At 68.0% G+C, this 25092-nt stretch carries 23 protein-coding genes; 16 read left to right on the top strand and 7 right to left on the bottom strand.

The features are described 5' to 3' along the window. Positions 1-56 precede the first annotated feature (56 nt). The 3 genes from GA0116996_RS06280 (at position 57) to GA0116996_RS06270 (ending at position 2557) form a co-directional block, all read left to right on the top strand. Positions 57-1457 carry an MFS transporter gene (locus tag GA0116996_RS06280; protein WP_232344401.1) on the top strand — a complete coding sequence of 467 codons (1401 nt, stop codon included), beginning with the start codon at positions 57-59 and terminating at the stop codon, positions 1455-1457. Positions 1458-1618: 161 nt separating this feature from the next. Beyond that, complete coding sequence (upp, locus tag GA0116996_RS06275; protein WP_012352165.1) at positions 1619-2269, top strand: uracil phosphoribosyltransferase; 651 nt, start codon at positions 1619-1621, stop codon at positions 2267-2269. Between the two features lie 123 nt (positions 2270-2392). Continuing rightward, positions 2393-2557 (top strand): DUF3149 domain-containing protein, encoded by a 165-nt coding sequence (locus GA0116996_RS06270; RefSeq protein ID WP_092308258.1) that lies wholly within the window; start codon positions 2393-2395, stop codon positions 2555-2557. A 69-nt stretch (positions 2558-2626) separates the two neighbouring features. On the opposite strand, the gene GA0116996_RS06265 is transcribed toward GA0116996_RS06270, so the two are convergent. Further along, complete coding sequence (locus GA0116996_RS06265; protein ID WP_092308256.1) at positions 2627-4150, bottom strand: helicase HerA-like C-terminal domain-containing protein; 1524 nt, start codon at positions 4148-4150, stop codon at positions 2627-2629. 240 nt (positions 4151-4390) lie between these two features. Here GA0116996_RS06265 and GA0116996_RS06260 point away from each other — a divergent pair, with 240 nt between their 5' ends. The 8 genes from GA0116996_RS06260 to rng all read left to right on the top strand — a co-directional run bounded on the left by GA0116996_RS06260 (position 4391) and on the right by rng (position 11861). Beyond that, positions 4391-5116, top strand: a complete 726-nt coding sequence (locus GA0116996_RS06260; RefSeq protein WP_092308254.1) for a YebC/PmpR family DNA-binding transcriptional regulator — start codon at positions 4391-4393, stop codon at positions 5114-5116. An 89-nt stretch (positions 5117-5205) separates the two neighbouring features. Beyond that, positions 5206-6474: a phosphoribosylamine--glycine ligase gene (gene purD, locus GA0116996_RS06255; RefSeq protein WP_092308252.1), complete on the top strand. Its 1269-nt coding sequence runs from the start codon at positions 5206-5208 to the stop codon at positions 6472-6474. 141 nt (positions 6475-6615) lie between these two features. After that, the gene (gene hemF / locus GA0116996_RS06250) at positions 6616-7527 is read left to right on the top strand and encodes an oxygen-dependent coproporphyrinogen oxidase (protein ID WP_092308250.1); all 912 of its coding nucleotides are present in this window, start codon (positions 6616-6618) and stop codon (positions 7525-7527) included. A 10-nt stretch (positions 7528-7537) separates the two neighbouring features. Further along, positions 7538-8275, top strand: coding sequence for a nicotinate-nucleotide adenylyltransferase (locus tag GA0116996_RS06245; RefSeq protein ID WP_092308248.1), 738 nt, complete (start codon positions 7538-7540; stop codon positions 8273-8275). Positions 8276-8337: 62 nt separating this feature from the next. Continuing rightward, entirely contained in the window at positions 8338-9072 is a 735-nt protein-coding gene (gene rsfS, locus GA0116996_RS06240; protein ID WP_092308246.1) for a ribosome silencing factor, read from the top strand. A 64-nt stretch (positions 9073-9136) separates the two neighbouring features. After that, the gene (gene rlmH / locus GA0116996_RS06235; protein WP_092308244.1) at positions 9137-9616 is read left to right on the top strand and encodes a 23S rRNA (pseudouridine(1915)-N(3))-methyltransferase RlmH; all 480 of its coding nucleotides are present in this window, start codon (positions 9137-9139) and stop codon (positions 9614-9616) included. 31 nt (positions 9617-9647) lie between these two features. Further along, the gene (locus GA0116996_RS06230) at positions 9648-10262 is read left to right on the top strand and encodes a Maf family protein (RefSeq protein WP_092308242.1); all 615 of its coding nucleotides are present in this window, start codon (positions 9648-9650) and stop codon (positions 10260-10262) included. A 132-nt stretch (positions 10263-10394) separates the two neighbouring features. Continuing rightward, complete coding sequence (rng, locus tag GA0116996_RS06225; RefSeq protein ID WP_092308241.1) at positions 10395-11861, top strand: ribonuclease G; 1467 nt, start codon at positions 10395-10397, stop codon at positions 11859-11861. A 64-nt stretch (positions 11862-11925) separates the two neighbouring features. Here rng and GA0116996_RS06220 read toward each other — a convergent pair whose 3' ends face one another. Further along, on the bottom strand, positions 11926-12252 hold the full coding sequence (locus tag GA0116996_RS06220; RefSeq protein ID WP_092308239.1) for a hypothetical protein: 327 nt from the start codon (positions 12250-12252) through the stop codon (positions 11926-11928). A 279-nt stretch (positions 12253-12531) separates the two neighbouring features. Here GA0116996_RS06220 and GA0116996_RS06215 point away from each other — a divergent pair, with 279 nt between their 5' ends. Then, complete coding sequence (locus tag GA0116996_RS06215; protein ID WP_092308237.1) at positions 12532-13041, top strand: hypothetical protein; 510 nt, start codon at positions 12532-12534, stop codon at positions 13039-13041. 30 nt (positions 13042-13071) lie between these two features. Here the strand turns inward: GA0116996_RS06215 and GA0116996_RS06210 are convergent, their stop codons facing one another. Next, positions 13072-13662: a peroxidase-related enzyme gene (locus GA0116996_RS06210; protein WP_092308235.1), complete on the bottom strand. Its 591-nt coding sequence runs from the start codon at positions 13660-13662 to the stop codon at positions 13072-13074. 180 nt (positions 13663-13842) lie between these two features. Here GA0116996_RS06210 and waaC point away from each other — a divergent pair, with 180 nt between their 5' ends. Continuing rightward, on the top strand, positions 13843-14820 hold the full coding sequence (gene waaC, locus GA0116996_RS06205) for a lipopolysaccharide heptosyltransferase I (protein WP_092308234.1): 978 nt from the start codon (positions 13843-13845) through the stop codon (positions 14818-14820). A gap of 73 nt (positions 14821-14893) precedes the next feature. Here waaC and msbA read toward each other — a convergent pair whose 3' ends face one another. Further along, positions 14894-16618, bottom strand: coding sequence for a lipid A export permease/ATP-binding protein MsbA (gene msbA, locus GA0116996_RS06200; RefSeq protein WP_183299725.1), 1725 nt, complete (start codon positions 16616-16618; stop codon positions 14894-14896). 99 nt (positions 16619-16717) lie between these two features. After that, positions 16718-17491 (bottom strand): glycosyltransferase family 25 protein, encoded by a 774-nt coding sequence (locus tag GA0116996_RS06195; RefSeq protein ID WP_092308416.1) that lies wholly within the window; start codon positions 17489-17491, stop codon positions 16718-16720. Between the two features lie 298 nt (positions 17492-17789). Here GA0116996_RS06195 and GA0116996_RS06190 point away from each other — a divergent pair, with 298 nt between their 5' ends. Beyond that, positions 17790-18554, top strand: a complete 765-nt coding sequence (locus GA0116996_RS06190; protein ID WP_092308230.1) for a glycosyltransferase family 2 protein — start codon at positions 17790-17792, stop codon at positions 18552-18554. A 47-nt stretch (positions 18555-18601) separates the two neighbouring features. After that, positions 18602-19675: a glycosyltransferase family 4 protein gene (locus GA0116996_RS06185; RefSeq protein ID WP_092308228.1), complete on the top strand. Its 1074-nt coding sequence runs from the start codon at positions 18602-18604 to the stop codon at positions 19673-19675. Between the two features lie 30 nt (positions 19676-19705). On the opposite strand, the gene dnaE is transcribed toward GA0116996_RS06185, so the two are convergent. Further along, the gene (dnaE, locus tag GA0116996_RS06180) at positions 19706-23218 is read right to left on the bottom strand and encodes a DNA polymerase III subunit alpha (protein WP_092308415.1); all 3513 of its coding nucleotides are present in this window, start codon (positions 23216-23218) and stop codon (positions 19706-19708) included. Positions 23219-23426: 208 nt separating this feature from the next. Here dnaE and GA0116996_RS06175 point away from each other — a divergent pair, with 208 nt between their 5' ends. Then, positions 23427-24275 carry a sulfurtransferase gene (locus GA0116996_RS06175; protein WP_092308226.1) on the top strand — a complete coding sequence of 283 codons (849 nt, stop codon included), beginning with the start codon at positions 23427-23429 and terminating at the stop codon, positions 24273-24275. Between the two features lie 18 nt (positions 24276-24293). Here the strand turns inward: GA0116996_RS06175 and GA0116996_RS06170 are convergent, their stop codons facing one another. Continuing rightward, the gene (locus GA0116996_RS06170) at positions 24294-24974 is read right to left on the bottom strand and encodes a CoA pyrophosphatase (RefSeq protein ID WP_092308224.1); all 681 of its coding nucleotides are present in this window, start codon (positions 24972-24974) and stop codon (positions 24294-24296) included. Between the last annotated feature and the right edge of the window lie 118 nt (positions 24975-25092).

Genomic DNA, 25092 nt, shown 5'->3' with positions numbered 1-25092 from the left:
CGCTCCACGCGTGCTTCCGAGTTCCAGAACCAGCCTATAAAGACAGGTAGACAAACATGTCGTCATCCATTTCATCCATGGCCACTACGACCATCCCGGACGCAACCCTGGGCTCGGCGCCCCAGCCCAGCGCGCGCGCAGCGTCGTCGCCCCCCATCACGATCGAGCAAGGCATCCGCGCGGCCGGCGTCGGCCGCTTCCAGTATCGGCTGTTCGTCATATTCGGCCTGGTGTGGCTTGCCGACGCGATGCAGGTGCTGTCGATCGGCTTCACCGCGCCGTCGATTGCGGCAACCTTCGGCATCCCGGTGCCGACGGCGCTGCAGACCGGCACCATGTTCTTCGTCGGCATGCTGATCGGCGCCTTCGTGTTCGGCCGGCTGGCCGACCGCATCGGCCGCCGCCCGGTGCTGATGATGGCGGTGGTCATCGATGCGATCTGCGGCGTCGCCTCGGCCTTCGCGCCGGACTTCCAGTGGCTGCTGCTGTTGCGCTTCCTGACCGGCATCGGCGTCGGCGGCACCCTGCCGGTCGACTACACCATGATGGCCGAGTTCCTGCCGTCGGACCGGCGCGGCCGCTGGCTGGTGCTGCTGGAGTCGTTCTGGGCGGTCGGCACCATCCTGCTGGCGATCCTGGCGCTGATCGCGGTGTCGCGCGGCGACGATGCCTGGCGGCTGATCTTCCTGGTTACCGGCATCCCGGCGCTGGTCGGCGTGGTGTTCCGCTTCTTCGTGCCAGAGTCGCCGCTCTACCTGAATAAATCGGGGCGCTCGGAGGAGGCCCGCGCGGTGCTGCAGCGGGTCGCCGCGGCAAACCGCGTGTCGGTGGAGATCGGCGCGCTGCAGCCGCAGAAGATGGAGCGCAAATCGGTGTTCGCGCTGTTCGCGGCCGGCTGCCGGCGCCGCACCATCTGCCTGCTGGCGGCGTGGATGCTGATCTCGATCGCCTATTACGGAGTCTTCGTCTACCTGCCGGTGAAGCTGGCGGGCCAGGGCTTCGGCTTCATGCGCGGCCAGGTGTTCCTGATCGTGCTGGCGCTGGTGCAGCTGCCCGGCTTCGCGCTGGCCGCGCACGGGGTCGAGCGCTGGGGCCGCAAGCCGACCCTGATCGGCTTCCTGCTGCTGAGCGCGGCGGGCTGCATGCTGTACAGCCTGGGCCAGTCCCCGGCGCTGGTGATCGGCTCGACCCTGCTGATGAGCTTCTCGCTGCTCGGCACCTGGGGCGCACTGTACGCCTTCACTCCCGAGGTGTACCCGACCGACCTGCGCGCCAGCGGCATGGGCACCGCGGGTGCGATGGCGCGCTTCGGCGGCCTGTTCGCCCCGTCCATCATCGCGCCGATCATGGCCAGCCAGTTCACGCTGGCGCTGGTGCTGCTGTCCTCGTTCCTGGCCGTGGCGGCGCTGGCTATCTTCCTGGTCGATATCGAGTCGAAGGACCGCGCGCTCGACTAGCCGAAGGCGCCACGGCGCGGCAGTGGGGCCGCTGTGGGGCCGCTGCAGGGCGCGGCGGCCCGCTTCCATTACAATCCGGCTGCAACGGCGCGGCGCGCGAGCCCCAACCGGCCTCGCGCGCGCGCTTCACTCGCCATCCCGCCGAGCCCTCGCCGCCAGCCATGAAACAAGATCCGCGCTTTCCCAACCTCTTCATCCTCGACCACCCGCTGATCCAGCACAAGCTCTCGCACATGCGCGACAAGGAAACGTCGACGCGCACGTTCCGCGAGCTGCTGCGCGAGATCACGCTGCTGATGGGCTACGAGATCACCCGCAACCTGCCGCTGACCACGCGCCGCATCGAAACCCCGCTGGTCGAGCTGGACGCCCCGGTGATCGCCGGCAAGAAGCTGACCATCGTGCCGGTGCTGCGCGCGGGCGTGGGCATGAGCGACGGGCTGGTCGAGCTGATCCCGTCGGCGCGCATCGGCCATATCGGCGTGTACCGCGACGAGCAGCATCGCCCGGTGGAATACCTGGTGCGCCTGCCCGCGCTGGAGGACCGCAGCTTCATCCTGTGCGATCCGATGGTCGCCACCGGCTATTCGGCCGCGCACGCGGTGGAGGTGCTCAAGCGCCGCGGCGTCAAGGACGAGGCCATCACCTTCGTCGCGCTGGTGGCCGCCCCCGAGGGCGTGGAAGTGTTCCAGAAAGCGCATCCGGGGGTGAAGCTGTTCGTCGCCTCGCTCGACAGCCACCTGGACGCCGACGCGTATATCGTGCCCGGGCTGGGCGATGCCGGCGACCGGCTGTTCGGCACCAAGAACTGAGCGTGGGCGGGCTGGCCGGCGCTTGACCGGCCTCAATAGCCCGCCTCGAGCGGCTCCCTACACTGGCGGCAGGCGCCGGCGCAACCACGCCGCGCGCCACCATCCACACCAAGGGAGCGACGCATGGAAGCCTTCAAGATCCTGTTCAGTACCAGCACCGGGCTGATGAGCCTGGGCGTGATCGTCTTCATCATCGGCATGGGCTGGTTCTTCGCCCGCATGTTCGCGCGCAAGATGCGCGAGGATGGGGAAGCGGCGAAGGCGCGCGACGCGGCGCAGCGGCGCTGACCCATGAATGGCCGCCGGTGTACTGCGCTGTTCCCCTGCGGGAGAGCGGAGCAAACCGGCGGAACTCCCTTACTTCTTCTTCCCCAGCAAACTCCCCAGCACGCCCCGGATCAGCTCGCGCCCGACCTGCGAGCCGACCGTGCGCGCGGCCGACTTGGCCATCGATTCCAGGATCGAATCGCCGCGGCCGCTCTTGCCGGTGCCCTTGGTCAGCGTGCCGAAGATTTCACCAGCAGTGCCGAGCCAGCCGCTGTCCTGCTCGCCTGCCGGCTGCCCGGACTGCGCGCCGCCCGCGCCCTTGCCGCCATTCGCCACCGTCGGCACGCTGCCGCGCAGCTTTTCATAGGCGGATTCGCGGTCGACGGTCTGCTCATAGGTGCCGGCCACCAGCGAGCTGGCGATCAGCTGCCTGCGCTCGTCCTCGGTCGCCGGGCCGATGCGGCTGCCGGGCGCCAGCACCCAGGCGCGCTCGGTCACGCAGGGCGTGCCCTTGGCGTCGAGGAACGACACCAGCGCCTCGCCCACGCCCAGTTCGCCGATGGCGGTTTCCAGCTCCAGCTTCGGGTTGGCGCGCATGGTGGTGGCCGCCACCTTGACCGCCTTCTGGTCGCGCGGGGTGAAGGCGCGCAGCGCATGCTGCACGCGGTTGCCCAGCTGCCCCAGCACCGTATCCGGGATATCGACCGGGTTCTGCGTGACGAAGTACACGCCCACGCCCTTGGAGCGCACCAGGCGCACCACCTGCTCGATCTTGTCGAGCAGCGCCTTGGGCGCATCGTTGAACAGCAGGTGGGCCTCGTCGAAAAAGAACACCAGCTTGGGCTTGTCCAGGTCCCCGGCCTCGGGCAGCTTTTCGAACAGTTCGGACAGCATCCACAGCAGGAAGGTCGCGTACAGCCGCGGCGAGTTCATCAGCTTGTCCGCGGCCAGGATATTGACCACGCCCTGGCCCTTGTCGGTCTGGATGAAGTCTTCCAGGTTCAGCATGGGCTCGCCGAAGAAGACATCGCCGCCCTGCGACTCCAGCGCGATCAGCCCGCGCTGGATCGCGCCGACCGAGGCGGCCGAGATATTGCCGTATTCGGTGGTGAACTGGCTGGCGTTGTCGCCGACGTACTGCAGCATTGCGCGCAGGTCCTTGGCGTCGAGCAGCAGCAGGCCGTTGGCGTCGGCAATGCGGAACACCAGGTTCAGCACGCCCTGCTGCGTGTCGTTCAGCTCCAGCATGCGCGACAGCAGCAGCGGCCCCATGTGCGAGACCGTGGCGCGCACCGGGTGGCCCTTCTCGCCGAACACGTCCCACAGCGCGGTGGGGCAGCCGCCCCACACCGGCTCGGGCAGGTTCAGGTCGGCCAGCCGCTGCTTGAGCTTGTCCGACGGCTGGCCGGGCTGCGAAATGCCGGTCAGGTCACCTTTGACATCGGCCATGAACACCGGCACGCCCAGCCGCGAGAACCCCTGCGCCAGCGTCTGCAGCGTGACGGTCTTGCCGGTGCCGGTGGCTCCCGTGATCAGCCCGTGCCGGTTGCCCATCTGCGGCAGCAGCACCAGTTCATGTTCGGCATTCTTGGCGATGAGGATGGGGTCGGCCATGATGTTCCTGGATTCCGTGAGGGTCGGTTGGGGATCAATGGGGGATCGATTGGGGATCGATCCGGCGCGGGCGGCGCAGGCAGGCCCGCGTGATAAAATCCTGGGCTGATTATAGCCAGCCGCCAGGCATATCCGTCACCTGGCGCGCGCCGCCCGCCCGCCTGCCGATGCAGCCGCGGCGCGCCTGGCGACCCCGCACAACATCACCGCAGATCACCGCATTCCGCTTCGGAGAGAATCATGGCCGGTCACTCGAAATGGGCCAATATCAAACACAAGAAAGCCGCCGCCGACGCCAAGCGCGGCAAGATCTGGACCCGCCTGATCAAGGAAATCACCGTGGCCGCCAAGCTCGGCGGCGGTGATCCCGACTCCAACCCGCGCCTGCGCCTGTCCATGGACAAGGCCATGGACGCCAACATGCCCAAGGACAACATCCAGCGCGCGATCCAGCGCGGCGTGGGTGGCCTGGAAGGCGTGAACTACGAGGAAATCCGCTACGAAGGCTACGGCCTGAGCGGCGCCGCGATCATCGTCGACTGCCTGACCGACAACCGTACCCGCACCGTGGCCGAAGTGCGCCACGCGTTCTCCAAGCATGGCGGCAACATGGGCACCGAGGGTTCGGTGGCCTTCATGTTCACCCACTGCGGCCAGTTCCTGTTCGCTCCCGGCACGCCGGAAGACAAGCTGATGGAAGCCGCGCTGGAAGCCGGCGCCGACGATGTCGTCACCAACGACGACGGTTCGATCGAAGTCACCTGCCCGCCCAACGATTTTTCCGCGGTCAAGTCCGCGCTGGAAGCCGCCGGCTTCAAGGCGGAAGTTGCCGACGTGGTGATGAAGCCGCAGAACGAGGTCAGCTTCAGCGGCGACGACGCGGCCAGGATGCAGAAACTGCTCGACGCCCTGGAAAACCTGGACGACGTGCAGGAAGTCTTCACCAACGCGGTGATCGAAGACTAAAACGGTAACAAGCTCCCCAACGGCGGCAGCCCGGCTAACAAGACCCAGCTGCCGCCTTTTTGCATGCGTTTCTTTTCTGGCAGTGGATCATGAAAGTATTGGTTGTCGGCTCGGGTGGACGTGAACACGCGCTGGCCTGGAAATTGGCCCAGTCACCCAAGGTGCAGGTGGTGTACGTCGCGCCGGGCAACGGCGGAACCGCGCTCGACAAGCGCCTGCAGAATGTTCCGCTGACCGATCCCGAGGTCATCGCGGCGTTTGCCGAGCGCGAGGGCGTGGCTTTCACCGTGGTCGGCCCCGAGGCCCCGCTGGCCGCCGGCATCGTGGACATCTTCCGCGCCAAGGGACTGCGCATCTTCGGCCCCACCCAGGCCGCGGCGCAACTGGAATCGTCCAAGGATTTCGCCAAGGCGTTCATGCAGCGCCACGGCATCCCCACCGCCGCCTACCAGACTTTCGCCGACGCCGCCCAGGCGCACGCCTACATCGACGCGCAGGGCGCGCCGATCGTGATCAAGGCCGACGGCCTGGCCGCGGGCAAGGGCGTGGTGGTGGCGATGACGCTGGAAGAAGCGCACCAGGCCGTCGACATGATGCTCGACGGCAACAAGCTGGGCGACGCCGGCGCACGCGTGGTGATCGAAGAATTCCTGGAGGGCGAGGAAGCCAGCTTCATCGTGCTGGTCGACGGCAAGAACGTGCTGGCGCTGGCCACCAGCCAGGACCACAAGCGCCTGCTCGACGCCGACGCCGGCCCCAACACCGGCGGCATGGGCGCGTATTCGCCGGCCCCGGTGGTCACGCCCGCGCTGCACGCGCGCGCGCTGCGCGAGATCATCCTGCCGACGGTGCGCGGCATGGAGAAGGACGGCATCCCGTACACCGGCTTCCTGTACGCCGGCCTGATGATCGACCAGGACGGCAACCCGAAGACGCTGGAATTCAACTGCCGCATGGGCGATCCGGAAACCCAGCCGATCCTGGCGCGCCTGAAGACCGACCTGGTCGACGTGATGGAAGCCGCGGTCTCGGGCAAGCTCGACAGCATCGAGCTGGACTGGGACCGCCGCACCGCGCTGGGCGTGGTGATGGCCGCCCACGGCTATCCGGACGATCCGCGCAAGGGCGATGCCATCACCGGCATCCCGGCCGAAACCGACGACAGCGTGACCTTCCACGCCGGCACCACGCTCAAGGACGGCACCCTGCTGACCTCGGGCGGGCGCGTGCTGTGCGTGGTCGGCCTGGCCGACACCGTCAAGGCCGCGCAGCGCGCCGCCTATGCCGCGGTCGAGCAGATCCGCTTCGACGGCATGCAGTACCGCACCGACATCGGCTACCGCGCCATCAAGCGCTGACTGGCCGCCGCCGGCCCCGGGCGACCAAGGGGCCGCCCAGCCGGTACAATCGTGACAATGCTGTGACGCACCCGGCAGCCGACTGGCTGCCGGAGTGCCATCCGGCCGGTCCATTCGTCGGTTTATCCGATTCAGCCAACCATGATCGATTCCCAGGCAGTCCGTGCCTATCTGCTCGGTCTGCAAGACCGCATCACCGATGCCATCGGTGCCATCGACGGCCAGCCGTTCCTGACCGACGCCTGGGAGAAACCGCCCACCGAACGCCTGCGCGGCAGCGGCCGCACCCGCATCCTGGAAGGCGGCGCGGTGATGGAGCGCGCCGGCGTGGGCTTCTCTCATGTCAGCGGCGACACCCTGCCGCCGTCGGCCACCGCCAACCGCCCGGAACTGGCGGGGCGCAGCTTCGAGGCCATGGGCGTGTCGCTGGTGTTCCATCCGCGCAATCCCCATGTACCGACGGTGCATATGAACGTGCGCTGCTTCCTGGCGCTCAAGCCGGGGGCGGAGCCGGTCTGGTGGTTCGGTGGCGGCATGGACCTGACGCCCTACTACGGCAACGCCGGTGACTGCACGCACTTCCACCGCACCTGCCAGCAGGCGCTGGCCCCCTTCGGCGACGAACTGTATCCGCGCTTCAAGCAGTGGTGCGACGAGTATTTCTTCCTGAAGCACCGCAACGAGGCGCGCGGCGTCGGCGGGATCTTCTTCGACGACTTCTCCGCGCTCGGCTTCGAGCGCAGCTTCGCCATGATGCAGGCGGTCGGCGACGCCTTCCTGGAGGCCTACCTGCCGATCCTGCAGGGCCGCAAGGACACGCCCTACGGCGAGCGCGAGCGCGATTTCCAAGCCTACCGGCGCGGGCGCTACGTCGAATTCAACCTGGTGTTCGACCGCGGCACGCTGTTCGGCCTGCAATCGGGCGGGCGCGCCGAGTCCATCCTGATGTCGATGCCGCCGCTGGCCGCCTGGCGCTATGACTGGCAACCGGAACCGGGCAGCCCCGAAGCGGCGCTGTACACCGATTTCCTGCCGGCGCGCAACTGGGCCTGACGGCTGACCCATGGCCCATCCCGCGCATCCCCGCATGCCCGCCGCCGACGCGGGCGCGTCGCCACAGCCCGGCGCCGCCCGCCCCTACCGCCTGGGTATCCTGGGCGGCACCTTCGATCCGCCCCACGTCGGCCACCTGGCGCTGGCGCGTCTGTGCATCGACCATCTGGGCCTGGACGAGCTGGTATGGATTCCCACCGGCCAGTCCTGGCAGAAAGGCGACGACGTGACCCCGGCCGCCGACCGCCTGGCGATGACCGAGCTGGCCGCCGCTGCGCTGGGCGACAGCGGCGCCAAAGTCCGCGTCAGCCGCATGGAGGTGGATCGCGCCGGCCCCAGCTACACCATCGACACGGTGCGCCAGCTGCGCGACGAATACGGCCCCGAGGCCTCGCTGTGCTGGCTGATGGGCGCCGACCAGCTGCTGCGCCTGCACACCTGGCATGGCTGGCAGGAACTGTTCGCGCACGTGCACCTGTGCACCGCAACACGGCCGCGCTTTGCGCTGGCGGCGCTGGAGGGCCCGGTGCTGGCCGCGCTGGCCGAACGCCAGGCCGACACGCACCTGATACAATGCACGCCCTCCGGCCGGATGTGGATCGACCAGACGCTCGCCGTCGACCTCTCTTCCACCCATCTGCGCCAGCGGCTGGCAGCCGGCGAGCCGGCAGATGACCAATTGCCGCCCGGCGTGGCACACTACATTGCCAGCCACGGGCTGTACCGCAACGCCCCGGCCCGGGCATGACCAGGGTTGCATCGACCCCGCGCCCACCCCCAAACCGATCTGAGCTGAACAAGAAGACACCCATGGATATTCGTAAACTGCAACGCGCCATCGTCGACGGCCTCGAGGATGTCAAAGCGCAGGACATCAAGGTGTACGACACCAGCCACCTGACGGAACTGTTCGACCGGGTGGTGATTGCCAGCGGCACATCCAACCGCCAGACCAAGGCGCTGGCAGCGTCGGTGCGGGATACGGTCAAGGAAGCGGGCGGCCATATCGTGGCGGTCGAGGGCCTGGAAACCGGCGAATGGGTGCTGGTCGACTGCGGCGACGCCGTGGTCCACATCCTGCAGCCGCAACTTCGCCTGTACTACAACCTCGAAGAGATCTGGGGCGACAAGCCGGTGCGCATGAAGCTGGCCGCCGGCGCCCGCCTGGCCAAGGCCAGTGAGCCCATGGACGAAGACGAAGACGAGGCCCCGGTGCGCACGGTGCGCCGCGCCAGCAACCTGCGCCCGGCGCTGGCACGCCTGCCCGAAGGCATGAAGGAGCCGTCGCCGCCGATGGGCCACGAGGACACCGACGCGGATGCCATCGCCACCATCCGCAAGCCGGCCCGCAAGAGCGCCGCCAAGACCCCGGCCGGCAAGACCGCCGGCACCCGCGCCGCCGCGCCGCGCAAGACCGCCGCCGGCACCGCCGCGCGCAAGACCGCCACCAAGACCGCGGCAAAGAAGGCCCCGGCCAAGAAGGCACCGGCCAAGACCGCCGCGGCCAAGCCGGCCGCGCGCAAGCGCGCCACCCGCTCGGCCTGAGTCCGGTGCGCGGCCGTTGGGCGTCAGTCCGGCGGCCGCGCCGCATTACCGCATCGTCTGACCCATGCAACTGGTGATCGTGGCCGTCGGCCACAAGATGCCCGGCTGGATCGAAACCGGCTTCAGCGAATACGCCAAGCGCATGCCGCCCGAGCTGCGCATCGAGCTGCGCGAGGTCAAGCCGGAAACGCGTTCTTCCAGCAATAACGCCGCCACCGTGATGCAGCGCGAAGCCGCGCGCATCGAGTCGGTGCTGGGCAGCCTGTCGAAGCAGTGCCGGATCGTTGCGCTGGACGAGCGCGGCCGCGACTTCACCACGGTGCAACTGGCCGCGCAGCTGACCGACTGGCAGCGCGAGGGCGGCGACGTGGCGTTCCTGATCGGCGGCGCCGACGGGCTCGATCCCGCGCTCAAGGCCCGCGCCAGCACCCTGATCCGGCTGTCCAGCCTGACCCTGCCGCACGGCATGGTGCGCGTGCTGCTGGCCGAGCAGTTGTACCGCGCGTGGTCCGTCACGCAGAACCACCCCTACCATCGGGCCTGATCCCGGCCGTCGCCGGAAGGCCCCCGCCGCGATGCCCGACACCCTGCACGACTACCTCTACCTCGCCTCGCAAAGCCCGCGCCGCCGCGAGCTGCTGACCCAGCTCGGCGTGCGCTACGAACTGCTGCTGGCCGACGACCAAGAAGACGCCGAAGCGCTCGAAGCGGTGCTGCCCGGCGAGAGCCCCGACGACTATGTCCAGCGCGTGTGCGCGCTCAAGGCCGAAGCCGCGCTGCGCCGCCGCGAACGCCGCGCGCTGCCCGATGCGCCGGTGCTGACCTCGGACACCACGGTCTGCCTGGGCGGACGCATCCTCGGCAAACCCGCCGACGGCGCCGACGCCGCGGCCATGCTGGGCGCGCTGGCGGGCACCACCCACCGCGTGCTGACCGCGGTGACGGTGGTGTCGGCCACCGGCATGCGCCATGCGCTGTCGGTTTCCGAAGTCACCTTCCGCCCGCTGCAGCCCGCCGAGATCGAGCGCTACGTCGCCAGCGGCGAGCCGCTGGGCAAGGCCGGCGCCTACGGTATCCAGGGCCGCGCGGCCGAGTTCGTGGCGCGGATTGCGGGCAGCTATTCAGGTATCATGGGCTTGCCCTTGTTTGAGACGGCCGCGTTACTTCGCCAGGCCAGGCTGCGGTTCTGAGCGGCGCCGCCGGCCAACCCTGTGCGGCCCTGACCCGGCCCTGACCCGGCCCTGATTCCGCTCTGATCCTGCCGCTAATCCCGCCGTTTGTCCGGCGCTCACCGCGCCCGCCGGCGACGCGTTTCACCCGCTATGACTGAAGACATACTCGTCAACATCACGCCCCAAGAGACCCGCGTCGCCATCGTGCAGCAGGCCGCCGTCCAGGAACTGCATGTCGAACGCACGCTTACGCGCGGGCTGGTCGGCAATATCTACCTGGGCAAGGTGGTGCGGGTGCTGCCCGGCATGCAGTCGGCCTTTATCGACATCGGCCTGGAGCGCGCCGCCTTCCTGCACGTCGCCGACATCTGGCACCCGCGCGACCCGGACCGCAACAACTCCACCCCGCAGCTCGCCATCGAGAAGACCCTGTTCGAAGGCCAGGCGCTGATGGTGCAGGTGATCAAGGACCCGATCGGCACCAAGGGCGCGCGGCTGTCGACCCAGGTCAGCATCGCCGGGCGCACGCTGGTGTACCTGCCGCAGGACCCGCATATCGGCATCTCGCAGCGCATCGAAGGCGAGGTCGACCGCGAGGCGCTGCGCAGCCGCGTGCAGGGGCTGGTGCCCGCGGACGAGCGCGGCGGCTTTATCGTGCGCACCATCGCCGAGGAAGCGACCGACGAGGAACTCGGCAACGATATCGCCTACCTGCGCAAGATCTGGGGCGCGATCCGCCAGAACGCCACCACCCTGCCCGCCCCCAGCCTGCTCTACCAGGACCTGAACCTGGCCCAGCGCGTGCTGCGCGACTTCATCAACGACGCCACCGGCGTGATCCAGATCGACTCGCGCGAGAACTACCAGATGCTGCTGGAGTTCGCCAAGGAATACACGCCGGCGGTGCTGCCGCGGCTGTCGCACTACACCGGCGAGCGCCCGATCTTCGACCTGTTCAATATCGACGCCGAGATCGAGAAGGCGCTGTCGCGCCGCGTCGACCTGAAGTCGGGCGGCTACCTGATGATCGACCAGACCGAGGCGATGACGACCATCGACGTCAACACCGGCGGCTACGTGGGCGCGCGCAACTTCGACGACACCATCTTCAAGACCAACCTGGAGGCGGCCCATACCATCGCGCGCCAGCTGCGGCTGCGCAACCTCGGCGGCATCATCATCATCGATTTCATCGACATGGAGAACGCCGAGCACCGCGACGCGGTGCTGTCCGAGCTCAAGCGCGCGCTGTCGCGCGACCGCACCCGCATCACCGTCAACAGCTTCTCGCAGCTGGGCCTGGTGGAGATGACGCGCAAGCGCACGCGCGAATCGCTGGCGCATGTGCTGTGCGAACAATGCCCGGTCTGCCAGGGCAAGGGCCAGGTCAAGACGCCGCGCACGGTCTGCTACGACATCCTGCGCGAGATCATGCGCGAATCGCGCCAGTTCAACCCGCGCGAGTTCCGCATCCTGGCCTCGCAGGAAGTGATCGACCTGTTCCTGGAAGAGGAAAGCCAGCACCTGGCGATGCTGGGAGACTTCATCGGCAAGCCGATTTCGCTGCAGGTGGAATCGACCTTCCACCAGGAGCAGTACGACATCATCCTGATGTGAAGCGGCCGGCGCGAGCGCTGCCGGCATAGCGAAACAGCCCGCCAAGCTGGCGGGCTGTCTCGCTTTACGGCCGGATCACGACGTGCGGGCTGATGACCAGCGCGGGTTCGGGCTGGTAATACACCGGCGGGGGCGGCGGCTGGTACACCACCGGACGGTCCTTGCACTTGCGCTCTTCCTTGTACTCGCCGTTGCCCTTCCACTTGCGCTTGATCTTGCAGTTGCCGACCCAGAATTCTTCCTTGTAGTCGTCGCCTTTGTAATAGCGGCCATAGTGCCGCCCATCGTAACGGTCATCGTCGTCCCAGTCGTCGTCGGCATGGGCGGCGGCGCAGAAGGAGCCGAGGAGCATGGGCAGGACCACAAGGGATACCAGGAGGCGGGGCTTCATGTCGGAACGGGCAAGCACAGGTTGGAGCGAGGCTAGCACGCGGGTGCGCACAGCAGTGTTTCAAGCTGTTTAAGAACGTAACCGCGATGCATCGACGGCGCCTGTCCGATGCCTTGCGCACGGTGACTTCTGGACTGGGGAATCGCCCTACCCCTTTTCCGTTTGCCATCCGCTATAACTAAGCGAAGGTAGTCAGCGGCCTTCGCACGGAGGCCGCACCCGGCTGTCCGCGCGAGCCGTTCGGGCGCGTAGGGCCGGTCGGCAAGCAAGGAGTCCGGCATGAACGCCACGAACCATGGGGCCTGTGTGCTGGCCCTCCTGTTATCGGTGGCGTGCGCGCCATTGCCGATCGCCAGGCGCGCGCCGCCGCCACCGCCCGCAGCCAAGGTAGAAGTCCCCGAGGCGCCCAAGGAGCGCGCCACGCCGATCGCGCCCAAGGTCATCAACCTTGCCGCGGCGTGCAAGCGCACCGAGGAAGACGGCTTCCGCGAAGACGCGCTGATGGACGTCCAGGCCAACGAAGTGCGCGCGCTGAAATGGAAGCTGTGGGTATCGCGGCGCGGCAGTTGCGAATTCAACCTGGTGCAGTTCCGCCAGGTTCGCGCGACCCCGCACATCGAGCTGCAGGCGATCGACGGCAGCCAGTGCAAGCTGCTGGTCTGGCAGGATCCGCGCCGCGTCACGCTGGCCCATAACCGCTGCGAGAAGTACTGCACGCCCGGCATCTACGAGCAGGCGTGGCCGGTACTGTTCGATCCCAAGAGCGGTGCCTGCGCCGAAGTGCGCTGAGCCACCCGGCGCCGCGGCACCGCGGCGCCGCTACTTCGCCTTCGGTACCCGGCCCATCAGGTAGAACTCGTCGTTCGGGCGCATGCCGATGGTATTGGCCATGCGGTTGGACAGGCCGAAGAACGCGGTGATCGCGGCAATATCCCAGGCGTCCTCGTCGGAAAAGCCGTGCGCGCGCAGCGCGTCGAAATCGGCCTCGCCGACTTCATGCGAAGCGGTGCAGACCTTCATGGCGAAGTCGAGCATGGCGCGCTGGCGCGGCGGGATGTCGGCCTTCAGGTAGTTCACCGCGACCTGGTCCGCGACCAGCGGCTTCTTCTCGTAGATGCGCAGGATCGCGCCATGCGCCACCACGCAATACAGGCACTGGTTGGCGGCGGACGTGGCCACCACGATCATCTCGCGCTCGCCCTTGGTCAGGCCGCCGTCCTTGAGCATCAGCGCATCGTGATAGGCGAAGAAGGCGCGGAATTCATCCGGACGGTACGCCAGCGCCAGAAAGACGTTGGGGACGAAGCCGGCCTTCTCCTGGACTTCCAGGATGCGCGCGCGGATATCGTCGGGGAGGTCGGCCAACGCCGGGACGGCGTAGCGGCTGATCGGGAATGCCGTGTCTGACATGGTGGTCTCCGGTTGGAATGGCATCATCGTCGTGAGGCTTCTGGAACCAATACTAACGGATCGCGCGCCGGCCGGCGCGCCGCATGTTGCCCATGCATCGCACGGACACAGGTCCGCCGGATCAGGCATACTACGCACCTTCCGAACCAGGCGGCCCCCCTGGCCGCGCTATTGTTCCCGATGAAACGTATTCTCATCGTCAAGCTGACCTCGCTCGGCGACATGGTGTTCACCCAGCCACTGGTGGCTGACCTGCAGCGCGCCTTTCCCGGCGTCAAGATCGACTGGATCGCCGACTCCTATTGCGCCGACGTGCCGCGCTGGAATCCCAATATCGAGCGCGTGATCGCCGCACCGCTGCGCGGCTTCAAGAAGGCGCGCAGCTGGGCCGGCCTGCGGGAGATCTTCGCTGCCCTGCGCGCCTTGCGCCGCGAGAAATACGACGCGGTGCTGGACGTCCACGGCGTCTACAAGAGCGCCATCGTCACCTTCCTCGCCCGCACGCGCCATCGCTATGGCTACCCGGTCCAGGAACTGGGCGAGAGCGGCGCGCGCTTCGCCTACAACCATGTGTTCCAGCCGTTCGTGGAAGAGGATTGCGCGCGCAACCGCATGCGCCGCGCGGTCAGCCGCGCGCTCGGCTACGAAATGACCCGGGAGATGGACTACGGCCTGGAAATGCCGGCGGACACGCCCGCGGCGGCCGGCAAGGGTCCCTATGCGATGCTGTTCCACGCCACTTCCAGCGAAGAAAAGAAGTGGCCGGTGGCCGACTGGATCAGCGTGGGCAGCGCCATCTCGGCGCGCGGGCTGCGCGTGCTGGTGCCCTGGGGCAATGACGCCGAGCGCCTGGAAGCCGAAACCATCGCCGCCAGCGTGCCTGGGGCCGAGGTGATGCCGCGCCTGAGCATCACCGGCGTGGCGCAGATGGTGGGCAAGGCCTCGCTGGTGGTCGGCATGGACACCGGCTTCGTGCATATTGCCGACGCGCTGCGCCGGCCGACGGTGATCCTGTTCACGACCACCTCGCGTCACCTGTACGGCGTCGATGTGCCGGGCCGCGCGGTGTCGCTGGGCGGCGGCGGCGTGGTGCCGCAACGGGACGAGGTGCTGGCCGCCATCGACGAAGTGCTGCCCCGGGTCACTTCGACCAACTGATCCCGCCGCCACGGCAACAAAAAAGGGCCGGTGCATTCGCACCGGCCCTTTTTGCTGGATGGTCCGCAACCGCCTAATGGCTGGCGAACTGGATCCGGTGCAGCCCGGCGTACAGGCCATTGGCCGCGAGCAGCTGCGCGTGGGTGCCGGTCTCGGCGACGCGGCCGTGGTCGAGCACGGCGATGCGGTCGGCATTCTCGATGGTCGACAGCCGGTGCGCGATCACCAGAGTGGTGCGGCCCTTCATCAGTTCTTCCAGCGCCGCCTGCACCTGGCGCTCCGATTCCGAGTCCAGCGCCGAGGTGGCCTCGTCCAGGATCAGGATCGGCGCATCCTTGTACAGCGCGCGCGCAATCGCCAGGCGCTGGCGCTGGCCGCCGGACAGCTTCATGCCGTTGTCGCCGATATTGGTCTGCACGCCCTCGGGCAGGCCCTTGACGGTTTCGGTCAGGTAGGCCGCCGCCAGCGCGCGCTCGACGCGGGCCATATCGATCTCGCTGTCAGGCTGCGCGCCATAGGCCACATTGGCCGCGACCGTGTCGTTGAACAGGACCACGTCCTGGCTGACGAAGGCGATCTGGTTGCGCAGGTCCTTGAGCGCCAGCTCGGTCAGCGGCACGCCGTCGAGCAAGATGCGACCGGAGGTGGGATCGAAGAAGCGCGGCACCAGGTTGACCAGCGTGGTCTTGCCGCTGCCCGACGGCCCCACCAGCGCCACCACCTCGCCCGGGCTGACGCGCAGGTCGATGCCCTCCAGCGCGGCGCGCGGCGCCTCGCCATAGCGGAAGCCGACCTGCTCGAAGGCCAGTTCGCCGCGGGCGCGGGCGAGCGGCTTGCCGCCATCCTGCGGCTCGACCGGTTCGTCGATCAGCCGGAAGATCATCTCGGCGGCGGTGATGCCGCGCGTCAGCGGCTGGTTGATGTCGGTCAGGTGCTTGAGCGGCGAGATCAGCAGCAGCATCGCCATCACAAAGCCGGTAAAGCCGCCCACCGTGGTCTGGTTGGCCTGCGCCTGCACCATCGCAATGGTGATGATCACCGACAGTGCCAGCGCGGCCAGGAAGGCCGTGACCGGCTGGTTCAGCCCGCCGGCCACCGCCATGCGCATGGAGTAGTTCTTGAGCCGCTCGGCCACGGTGCGGAAGCGCCGCAGTTCATAGGCCTCGCCGCCATGCAGCTTGACCACCTTGTAGCCGCCCACGGCTTCTTCGACCACGTAGGCGGCATTGTTGGTATAGGTCTGGTGATCGCGGTTGAGCTTGCGCAGCCTGCGGTTGATCTTCGACATCAGGTAGCCGATCACCGGCAGGATCACCGCGACGATCAGCGTCAGGCGCCAGTTGGTGTAGAACAGGTAGATCAGCAGCGCGACAACCGTGAGCGAATCGCGCACCAGCGTGATGAACACGCTGGTCAGGATCTGCAGCACCTGGTTGACCTCGAAGATCACCGCGTTGATCAGCGACGCCGCGGTATTGCGGTGGTAGAACGACGCCGGCGCCTGCAGCAGGCGCTCGAACATCTGCAGCCGCATCTTCAGCAGCACGCGGTTCGAGATCAGGTTGAGCAGGTAGCCCGACGCAAACTGCGCCACGCCGCGGATCAGCGCCACGCCGGTCAGGATCGCCGGCACATGCCACAGCGTGCCGGCGTAGTCGCCGCCGAAGCCTTTGTCGAGCAGGTCGTTGACGACCTTGGGGATCACCCCTTCGCTGGCGGCCACCACCGCCATGGCGAGGATGGCGCCGATAAAGATGCGCAGCTCGGGGCGCAGGTAAGACCAGAGCCGGCTGGCCATGCTGGACGGCACGGCGGCACCTGGCGAGATGGGCGGTTTGGATGTGGTCACTGGGTTTTCTTCTGGGTGATGGCGGCGTTGCGGCACCAGGGCGCGGCGCTAGCCCGGCCGCTTCTGGCGCGCGACGCGCAGGAAGGGCCTGACGAAGACCTGGAACAGGAAGCGCTGGTAGACATAGCGGCGCAGATAATAGCCGACACTGCGGCGCGCCTTGTCGGTGGCGTCGAGGTCGGCGCGATGCGTTTCCAGCGACGAGGCCTCGGCCAGTTCGGTCAGGCCGATGCAATACGGGACCACGGCGCGCACCGACACCAGGCCGCGCCGCTCGAACGCGGACCAGTAGTCGGCCGCGCACCAGGTCGGCTGCAGCCCCGCCACCAGCCGCTCGGCGGCGGCGCGGGTGACGACATAGCCATGGGCGCGCCACCATTCGCCATAGCGGCGCACCAGCTTGCGCCGCGGGCCCAGCGGCCGGATGCCCCAGCGGGTGAATTTGTCGACATGCGACAGCAGCACGACGTCCGGGCGGGCGGGGTCCATCTGCGACGCCAGCGCCTCGAGCACCGCCGGCACGTCATCGCCGAGCAGCGCGTCGTCTTCCAGCACCAGCGCCAGGCTGGCGCCGTCCTCGAGCAGCTTGCGGTAGACCCCCAGATGGCTCAGCGCACAGCCGATCTCGCCGCGGCTCATCGGGCGGTAGCTGGTGCTGGCGGCCTGCGCATCGTAGCGGCGCTTGACCTCGTCGTCGGCGAGCGCGCGCCCGTTCACCGCGGGAAACACCTGGAACGGCACGCCGAGCCGCGTCAGCTGGCCGGCAATGCGCTGGCGACGCGCCTCGGCGCTTTCGAGATTGATCACATAGGCGCCGATCATGCCGCCACCGCCCATGCGTCCTGGCCGATCCGGCGTGAAAGGGAGATCGATGCGGCACACGCCACCAGGGATAAAACCGTTTCCATCCCTGTGAATCGGGACCAATGTGCTCGTGTCATCAATTTGGCAACTGAGATCTGGGCTTCGGCGCGCGCGGCGCGCACCGGCAATCGAGGGCAAGCGGCTGCGGGGCCACTGCGCCGGTGCGGTAGAATACGCGCTCTTCCATCAGCGCCCGGCTGGCGGCGACGCCGGCGGCTGGCCGGTCTGGCCCGGACGGGGCGCGCCCCTACGTTCCATGAAAGTCTCCGCCGTCATCATTACCAGGAATGAAGCTCACAATATCGGGCCATGCCTTGAAAGCGTGTCCTGGTGCGAAGAGGCGATTATAGTGGATTGGGCCAGCACGGACGACACGGTGGCGATCGCGCGTGCCGCCGGCGCCACCGTGATCCAGACCGACGACTGGCCCGGCTTCGGCCCGCAGAAAAACCGCGCGGTCCAGGCCGCCAGCGGCGACTGGATCCTCAGCCTGGACGCCGATGAGCGCGTCACCCCCGCGCTGCGCGACGAAATCCTGCACCACTTGCAGCAAGCCGATGCCCGGGCGCTGGCGCTGCCGCGCCTGTCTGCGTTCTGCGGCACCTTCGTGCGCCATGCCGGCTGGTATCCGGACTATGTCACCCGGGTGTTCCGCAAGGGCCGCGGCCGCTTCACCGACGATCTCGTGCACGAACACCTCAAGGTGGACGACCCGGTCACGCGGCTGCGCGAGCCGCTGGTGCACTACAGCTACCGCTCGCTGTCGGACGTGCTGCGCAAGATCGACAGCTATTCCAGCGCCGGCGCGCAGCAGGCCTATGCCCGCGGCAAGCGCAGCTCGGTCGCGTCGGCGGCGGGGCACGGCCTGTGGGCGTTCGTGCGCACCTACCTGCTCAAGCGCGGCTTCCTCGACGGCGGCGCCGGGTTCGGCGTCGCGCTGATGAATGCGCAGGCCAGCTACTACAAGTACGCCAAGCTGGCGCAGCTGCACGCCGCGGCGGAAAACAAGGCCGCAGGCTGAAGCGCCCGACGTGGCCACGCGCCGCCCCACCCTTACCTTCTCGATCGATGAAAGTTGGCATCTCCTGCAATCGCTTCGGCGCCGGCGGCGGCCTGGAGCGCTACGCGCTCGACATCAGCCGGGCCATGGCGCGGCGCGCCGATACTGAAGTCTCGGTCTACGCACGCCGCTTCGACGCCGGCGTGGCGGCGTCCGCCGGGGTTGCCGCGCATCGGATCGTGGTGTCGTGGCTGCCGGGCAAGCTGCGCGACCGCTATTTCTCGTGGCGGCTGCAAGGGCTGCGCGATGCCGGCGAGGTGCTGATCGGCTGCAACCGCGTGCGCGGTTCCGATATCGCCATCTGCGGCGGCACGCATCGCGGCTACCTCGCCGCGCGCGGCACGCCGGCGCGGCGCTCGGACCAGTGGCAGATCGATCTCGAAAGCGCGCAATATGCCGGCGCGCACCGCGTGGTGGCACATTCCGCGCTGATGCGACGCGAAGTGATCGAGCTGTACGGGATCGCGCCAGAGCGCGTCGAGCAGGTCTACCCGCCGGTCGACACGCAGCGTTTCACGCCGGTCGATGACGGTGCGCGCGCCGCGCTGCGGCGCGAGTTCGGCTTTGGCGACGACGAGATCGTGTTCCTGTTCCCGTCATCGGGCCATGCGCGCAAGGGCTTCGACCTGCTCGCCGACTACTTCTCCCGCTCGGACCTGCCGATCACACTGGCCGTGGCCGGCCGCCCGGTCGGGCGCACCATCGCGCGCGTGAGCGAGCTGGGCTACAGCAGCCGCATCGACGCGCTCTACCGCGCCGCCGATTTCACCATCCTGGCCTCGGGCTATGAGCCGTTCGGGCTGGTGGGGGTGGAATCGGTGCTGTGCGGCACGCCGCTGGTGTTTGCCGACAATATCGCCTGCCTGGAAGTGATCCGCCCGCAGGCCGTGCATGCGTTCTCGCGCGAGCGCAGCGAGACGCTGGACCATGCCATCCGCGCCGCGGTGGAGTCGGTGCGCCGCGGCCAGGCGCGGCTGGCGAACCCGCTGGCGCTGCTCGACTACGACCCGGGCATCGAGGCCCATGTCGACACCCTGCTGAAGCTTGCCGCCGACGCGCGAGGCGCGCGGGGCGCCGCCTGAAGCGGCACCCGACGCGAACTCAGGCAGCGCTTAGTCGTACACAGTGCTGACGGCATCCGCCGACAGCACCTGGCGCAGCGCAGTCAGCGCCTCGTCGGAAGGCACCACCTGCCAGTCGGGGCCCAGCATGGCTTCGCAGCTGGCGGACTTCGCCTCGTAGCGAACCCGCACTGGCAGGCCCTGCGCGCCGCTGGCGCGCGCCAGGTGCGGCATCAGCAGCTCGCGCAGCATGCCGGTCGAGGAATTGCCGTTCATCGACAGCCGCACCGCGCTGGCAAAGCGCACCCGCGCGGCGACCAGGTCCATCACCGATTCGGCGGTGAAGCGAACGCCGCCGGTGAAGGTATCGTGGCGCGCATTGCCGGTGGCGATCAGCAGTTCGTCCTCGCGGAACATCTGCCGGTTGGCGTCGAAGACCTCGTTGAACACGGTCATCTCGACCAGGCCGGTGCCGTCGTCGAGCGTGACGATCAGCATCTTGCCGCGCTGGGTCATCTGCGTGCGCATGCCGCTGATCACGCCGGCAATGGTCTTGCCGCGCACATCGCGGCCGAAGCCGCCGCCGTTGCCCTGCACTTCCTTTTCCAGCCCGGCCAGCGTGCCCTTGTTGAAGCGGCGCACCTCGTCGCGATAGGCGTCGAACAGGTGGCCCGAGAAGTAGTAGCCGAGCGCCTGCTTTTCTTCCTGCAGCGTGCGCTTGGGACTCCAGCGCGGCTCGTCGAGCAGCTCCGGGCGGTGCGCGTCGCCGGCATCGCCCATCAGGTCGAACAGCGACACCTGGTTGGCGGATTCGGCCTTCTGCTCGGCGGCTTCCATCGCGATCGGCACCGACGCGAGCAGCTGCGCGCGGTTGTCGTTGAGGCTGTCGAAGGCGCCGGCGCGGATCAGCGCCTCGATGGTGCGGCGGTTGACCTGGCGGCGGTCGACCCGCTCGCAGAAATCGAACAGGTCGGTGAACGGCCGCTCCTCGCGCGCGCGCAGGATGTCTTCGATCGCGCCCTGCCCGCTGCCCTTGATGCCGCCCAGGCCATAGCGGATGGTCTTCGGATCGGTCGGCGCGAAGCGGTATTCGCTGGCGTTGACGTCCGGCGGCAGCACCGCGATCTTGTTGAGCTTGCAGTCCTCGTAGAGGATCTTGACCTTGTCGGTGTCGTCCATGGCCAGCGACATGTTGGCTGCCATGAATTCGGCCGGATGGTGGGCCTTGAGCCACGCGGTGTAGTACGCCAGCAGCGCATAGGCGGCGGCGTGCGACTTGTTGAAGCCGTAGCCCGCGAACTTCTCCATCAGGTCGAAGATGTCGTCGGCCTGCTGCGCGGACAGCCCGTTCTTGTCGGCGCCCTCGCGGAACATCACGCGATGCTGCGCCATTTCCTCGGGCTTCTTCTTGCCCATGGCTCGGCGCAGCAGGTCGGCGCCGCCCAGCGAGTAGCCGCCGATGATCTGCGCCATCTGCATCACCTGCTCCTGGTAGACCATGATGCCGTAGGTCTCTTTCAGGACGGGCTCGACGCGCGGATCGGGATACTCGACCTTCTCGCGGCCGTGCTTGCGCGCGCAGAAGCTGGGGATCAGGTCCATCGGGCCGGGACGGTACAGCGCCACCAGCGCGATGATGTCCTCGAAGCGGTCAGGCTTGGCATCCTTCAGCATGCCCTGCATGCCGCGGCTTTCCAGCTGGAACACGGCGACCGTGTTGGCGGTCTTGAGGATGTCGAAGGCGGGGCCGTCGTCGAGCGGGATCTGGCTGCAGTTCCAGTCGGCCTTGCCCGGGTCCAGGCGGCGGATATAGCGCTCGGCCCAGTCCAGGATGGTCAGCGTGGTCAGGCCCAGGAAGTCGAACTTGACCAGGCCGGCGGCCTCGACATCGTCCTTGTCGTACTGGCTGACCACGCCGCTCATGCCGTCGTTCTGCGCGCCCTGCGTGTACAGCGGGCAGAAGTCGGTGAGCCGGCCGGGGGCGATCAGCACGCCGCCGGCGTGCATGCCGACGTTGCGGGTCATGCCCTCGACGCGCTGCGCCAGCTCCAGCAGCTGGCGAACTTCTTCCTCGTTGCGCTCGCGCTCGGTCAGCAGCGGCTCTTCCTTCTTGGCCTCTTCGATGGTGACCAGCTTGCCCGGCTTGAACGGGATCAGCTTGGCGATGCCGTCGACAAAGCCGTAGCCGAGGTCGAGCACGCGGCCCACGTCGCGCACCGCGGCCTTGGCCGCCATGGTGCCGAAGGTGGCGATCTGCGACACCGCGTCCTTGCCGTACTTCTCCTTCACGTAGGTGATCACGCGATCGCGGCCGTGCTGGCAGAAGTCGATGTCGAAGTCGGGCATCGAGACCCGTTCCGGGTTCAGGAAACGCTCGAACAGCAGCGCGTACTTGAGCGGGTCGAGGTCGGTAATGCCGAGCGCATACGCCACCAGCGAACCGGCACCCGAACCGCGGCCCGGGCCCACCGGCACGCCATTGTTCTTGGCCCAGTTGATAAAGTCCGCCACGATCAGGAAGTAGCCGGGGAAGCCCATCTTGATGATGGTGCCGGTCTCGAACTCCAGCCGCGCGTAGTATTCCGGGCGCTTGCCCTCGCGCACCGCCTCGTCGGGGAACAGCACCGCTAGGCGCTTCTCCAGGCCTTCCTTGGCCATGAACACCAGGTAGTCGTCGAGCGACATGCCATCCGGCGTCGGGAACAGCGGCAGGCGCGGCTTGCCCAGCTCCAGCGTCAGGTTGCAGCGGCGCGCGATCTCGACCGCGTTCTCAAGCGCCGAGGGGATATCCGCGAACAGCGCGCACATCTCGTCCTGGGTCTTGAAGTACTGGTCGGTGGTGAAGCGCCGCGTGCGGCGCGGGTTGGCCAGCAGCTCGCCCTCGGCGATGCACACGCGCGCCTCGTGCGCGGTGTAGTCGTCGGGCGTCATGAACTGCACCGGATGCGTCGCCACCACCGGCAACTGCAGCGCGGCCGCCAGCTGCACCGCCTGCTGCACGTAGGCGTCGGTGCCGGCGTGGCCGGCGCGCTGCAGCTCGATGTAAAAGCGCTGCGGGAACACCGAGGCCCAGTGCTGCGCGGCGCGGCGCGCGCCGTCGGCATTGCCGTTGGCGAGCGCCATGCCGATATCGCCGCCCATCGCGCCCGACAGCGCGATCAGGCCCGTGGCCAGCGGCAGGTCGTCTTCGCCCGGTTCCAGGAACCACGACGGATCGATCTCGGCGCGGCCGCGATGCTGGTTGCCCAGCCACGCGCGCGACAGCAGCATGCACAGGTTCAGGTAGCCGCGCCGGTCCTGCACCAGCAGCAGCAGGCGCGCGGGCTTGTCGCGGTCTTCGGCGTTGGTCAGCCACACGTCGGCGCCGACCACCGGCTTCACGCCCTTGCCGCGCGCTTCCTTGTAGTAGCGGATCAGGCCGAAGGCGTTGGCAAGGTCCGTCAGGGCGAGCGCGCCCATGCCATCGGCCGCGGCGGCCTTGACGGCATCATCGAGGCGGACGATGCCGTCCACGATGGAGTATTCGGAATGCAGGCGGAGGTGTACGAAGCGGGGTGCAGACATGGGCGACATTGTACCGGCTCGGCCCGCCGGCATGCCGCCAATGTTGCGTGCCACGCGCGCCGGCGCGCCCGCGCGCATAGCTGATCGGCGCGCTGGGGAATGCCACGCGCCAGGCGTGCGCGCACGCTATAATTTCGCCTTTCCAATCAGGCAGTTATCGCAGGCTGTCGGCGCCCCTCGGGACGCCGCCGCGGCGGCGCAGGGTCCCATGCAGATCGTCAATATTTCCGCTTACAAGTTTGTCTCGCTGGACGACATCGAGGCCCTGCGCCCGGCCATGCGCGAGCGCTGCGAGGCGGCGGGCCTGAAGGGCACGATCCTGCTCGCGCCGGAAGGCATCAACATGTTCCTGGCCGGCCCGCGCGAAGCGATCGACGGCTTCATGGCGTGGCTGCATGCCGATGCGCGCTTTGCCGATATCGCGCCCAAGGAAAGCCTGTCGGACCACCAGCCCTTCAAGCGCATGCTGGTGCGCGCCAAGAAGGAAATCATCACCATGAAGATGCCGCTGATCCGCCCCGAGGCGGGGCGCGCGCCCGCGGTGCGGCCGGTGGACCTGAAGCGCTGGCTGGACCAGGGGCACGACGACGAAGGCCGCCCGGTGGTGATGCTCGATACGCGCAATGATTTCGAGGTGGCGGTCGGCACCTTCGAGGATGCGGTCGAGTACGACATCGCCAAGTTCAGCGATTTTCCCGACGCCGTCGCCGCGCACAAGGCAGACCTGGAAGGCAAGACCGTGGTCTCGTTCTGCACCGGCGGCATCCGCTGCGAGAAGGCCGCGATCCATATGCAGGAAGTCGGCGTCGAGCGCGTCTACCAGCTCGAAGGCGGCATCCTGAAGTACTTCGAGGAGGTCGGCGGCAGCCACTATCGCGGCGACTGCTTCGTCTTCGACTACCGCACCGCGCTGAATCCCAGCCTGGAACCGGCCGGCCCCAAGCAGTGCTTTGCCTGCCGCGCCGTGGTCACGCCCGAGCAGCAGCAAAGCCCGCACTATGTGGTCGGCAAGAGCTGCCCGCACTGCATCGGCGGCAAGGACCGGGCCGCCGCCTGAGGACGGCTCGCGCGCGGCTCAGGCCGCCAGCAGGTGGTAGAGGTTGCGCAGCATGCCGGCGGTGGCGCCCCAGATAAAGCGCTGGCCGCCGTTCTCGCGCGGATAGGGCATGGCGTAGAACATGCGCTCGCCGTCGACCCAGCGGAACAGGCGCCGCTCATGGTGCGACGGGTCCATCAGGAAGGCCAGCGGCACTTCGAACACATCGGCCACTTCCGAGGCGTCGGGGCGCAGCGTGAAGCCATCGCGCACCAGGCCCACCACCGGGCTCACATGGAAGCCGGTGCCGGTGATGTAATCCGGCAGCGCGCCCAGTACCTCGACATAGTCGCGGGCCAGGCCCACTTCTTCTTCCGTCTCGCGCAGCGCGGTGTCGATGCGGTTGACGTCCCACGACTCCTGCCGTCCGCCGGGGAAGCTGATCTGGCCGGCATGCGCGCTGAGATTGGCATTGCGCTGCGTCAGCAGCACCGTCAGGCCATCGCTGCGCTCGACCAGCGGCACCAGCACCGCGGCATCGCGCAGCCCGCGGCTGCGATCGTAGACCCGTGATTCGTCGGTCAGCTCGGGCGCCCATGCCGGCGGAGCCCGGAAGCGGTGCCGGATAAAGTCGACCTGCAGGCGCGGCGCGCTCAGCGCACCGTTGCGCAGGTCGGTATCGATGACGGGGAGGGATTCGGGATCGAAGGCGGGGCGCATAACATCGCAAGTATGACAGAAGCGCGCCATCTGGCGCCGCAGCAACGCGCGGCGGTGGGCCCGCGCGGCCATGCAAAAAGGGCACCCTGGGGTGCCCTTCCTGAGGAAACGCTGGCCG

Source organism: Cupriavidus alkaliphilus, assembly GCF_900094595.1.
Lineage (GTDB): Bacteria > Pseudomonadota > Gammaproteobacteria > Burkholderiales > Burkholderiaceae > Cupriavidus > Cupriavidus alkaliphilus.
Note: the sequence above shows the minus strand (reverse complement) of the source record. Positions and strands in the feature narration are given on the sequence as shown.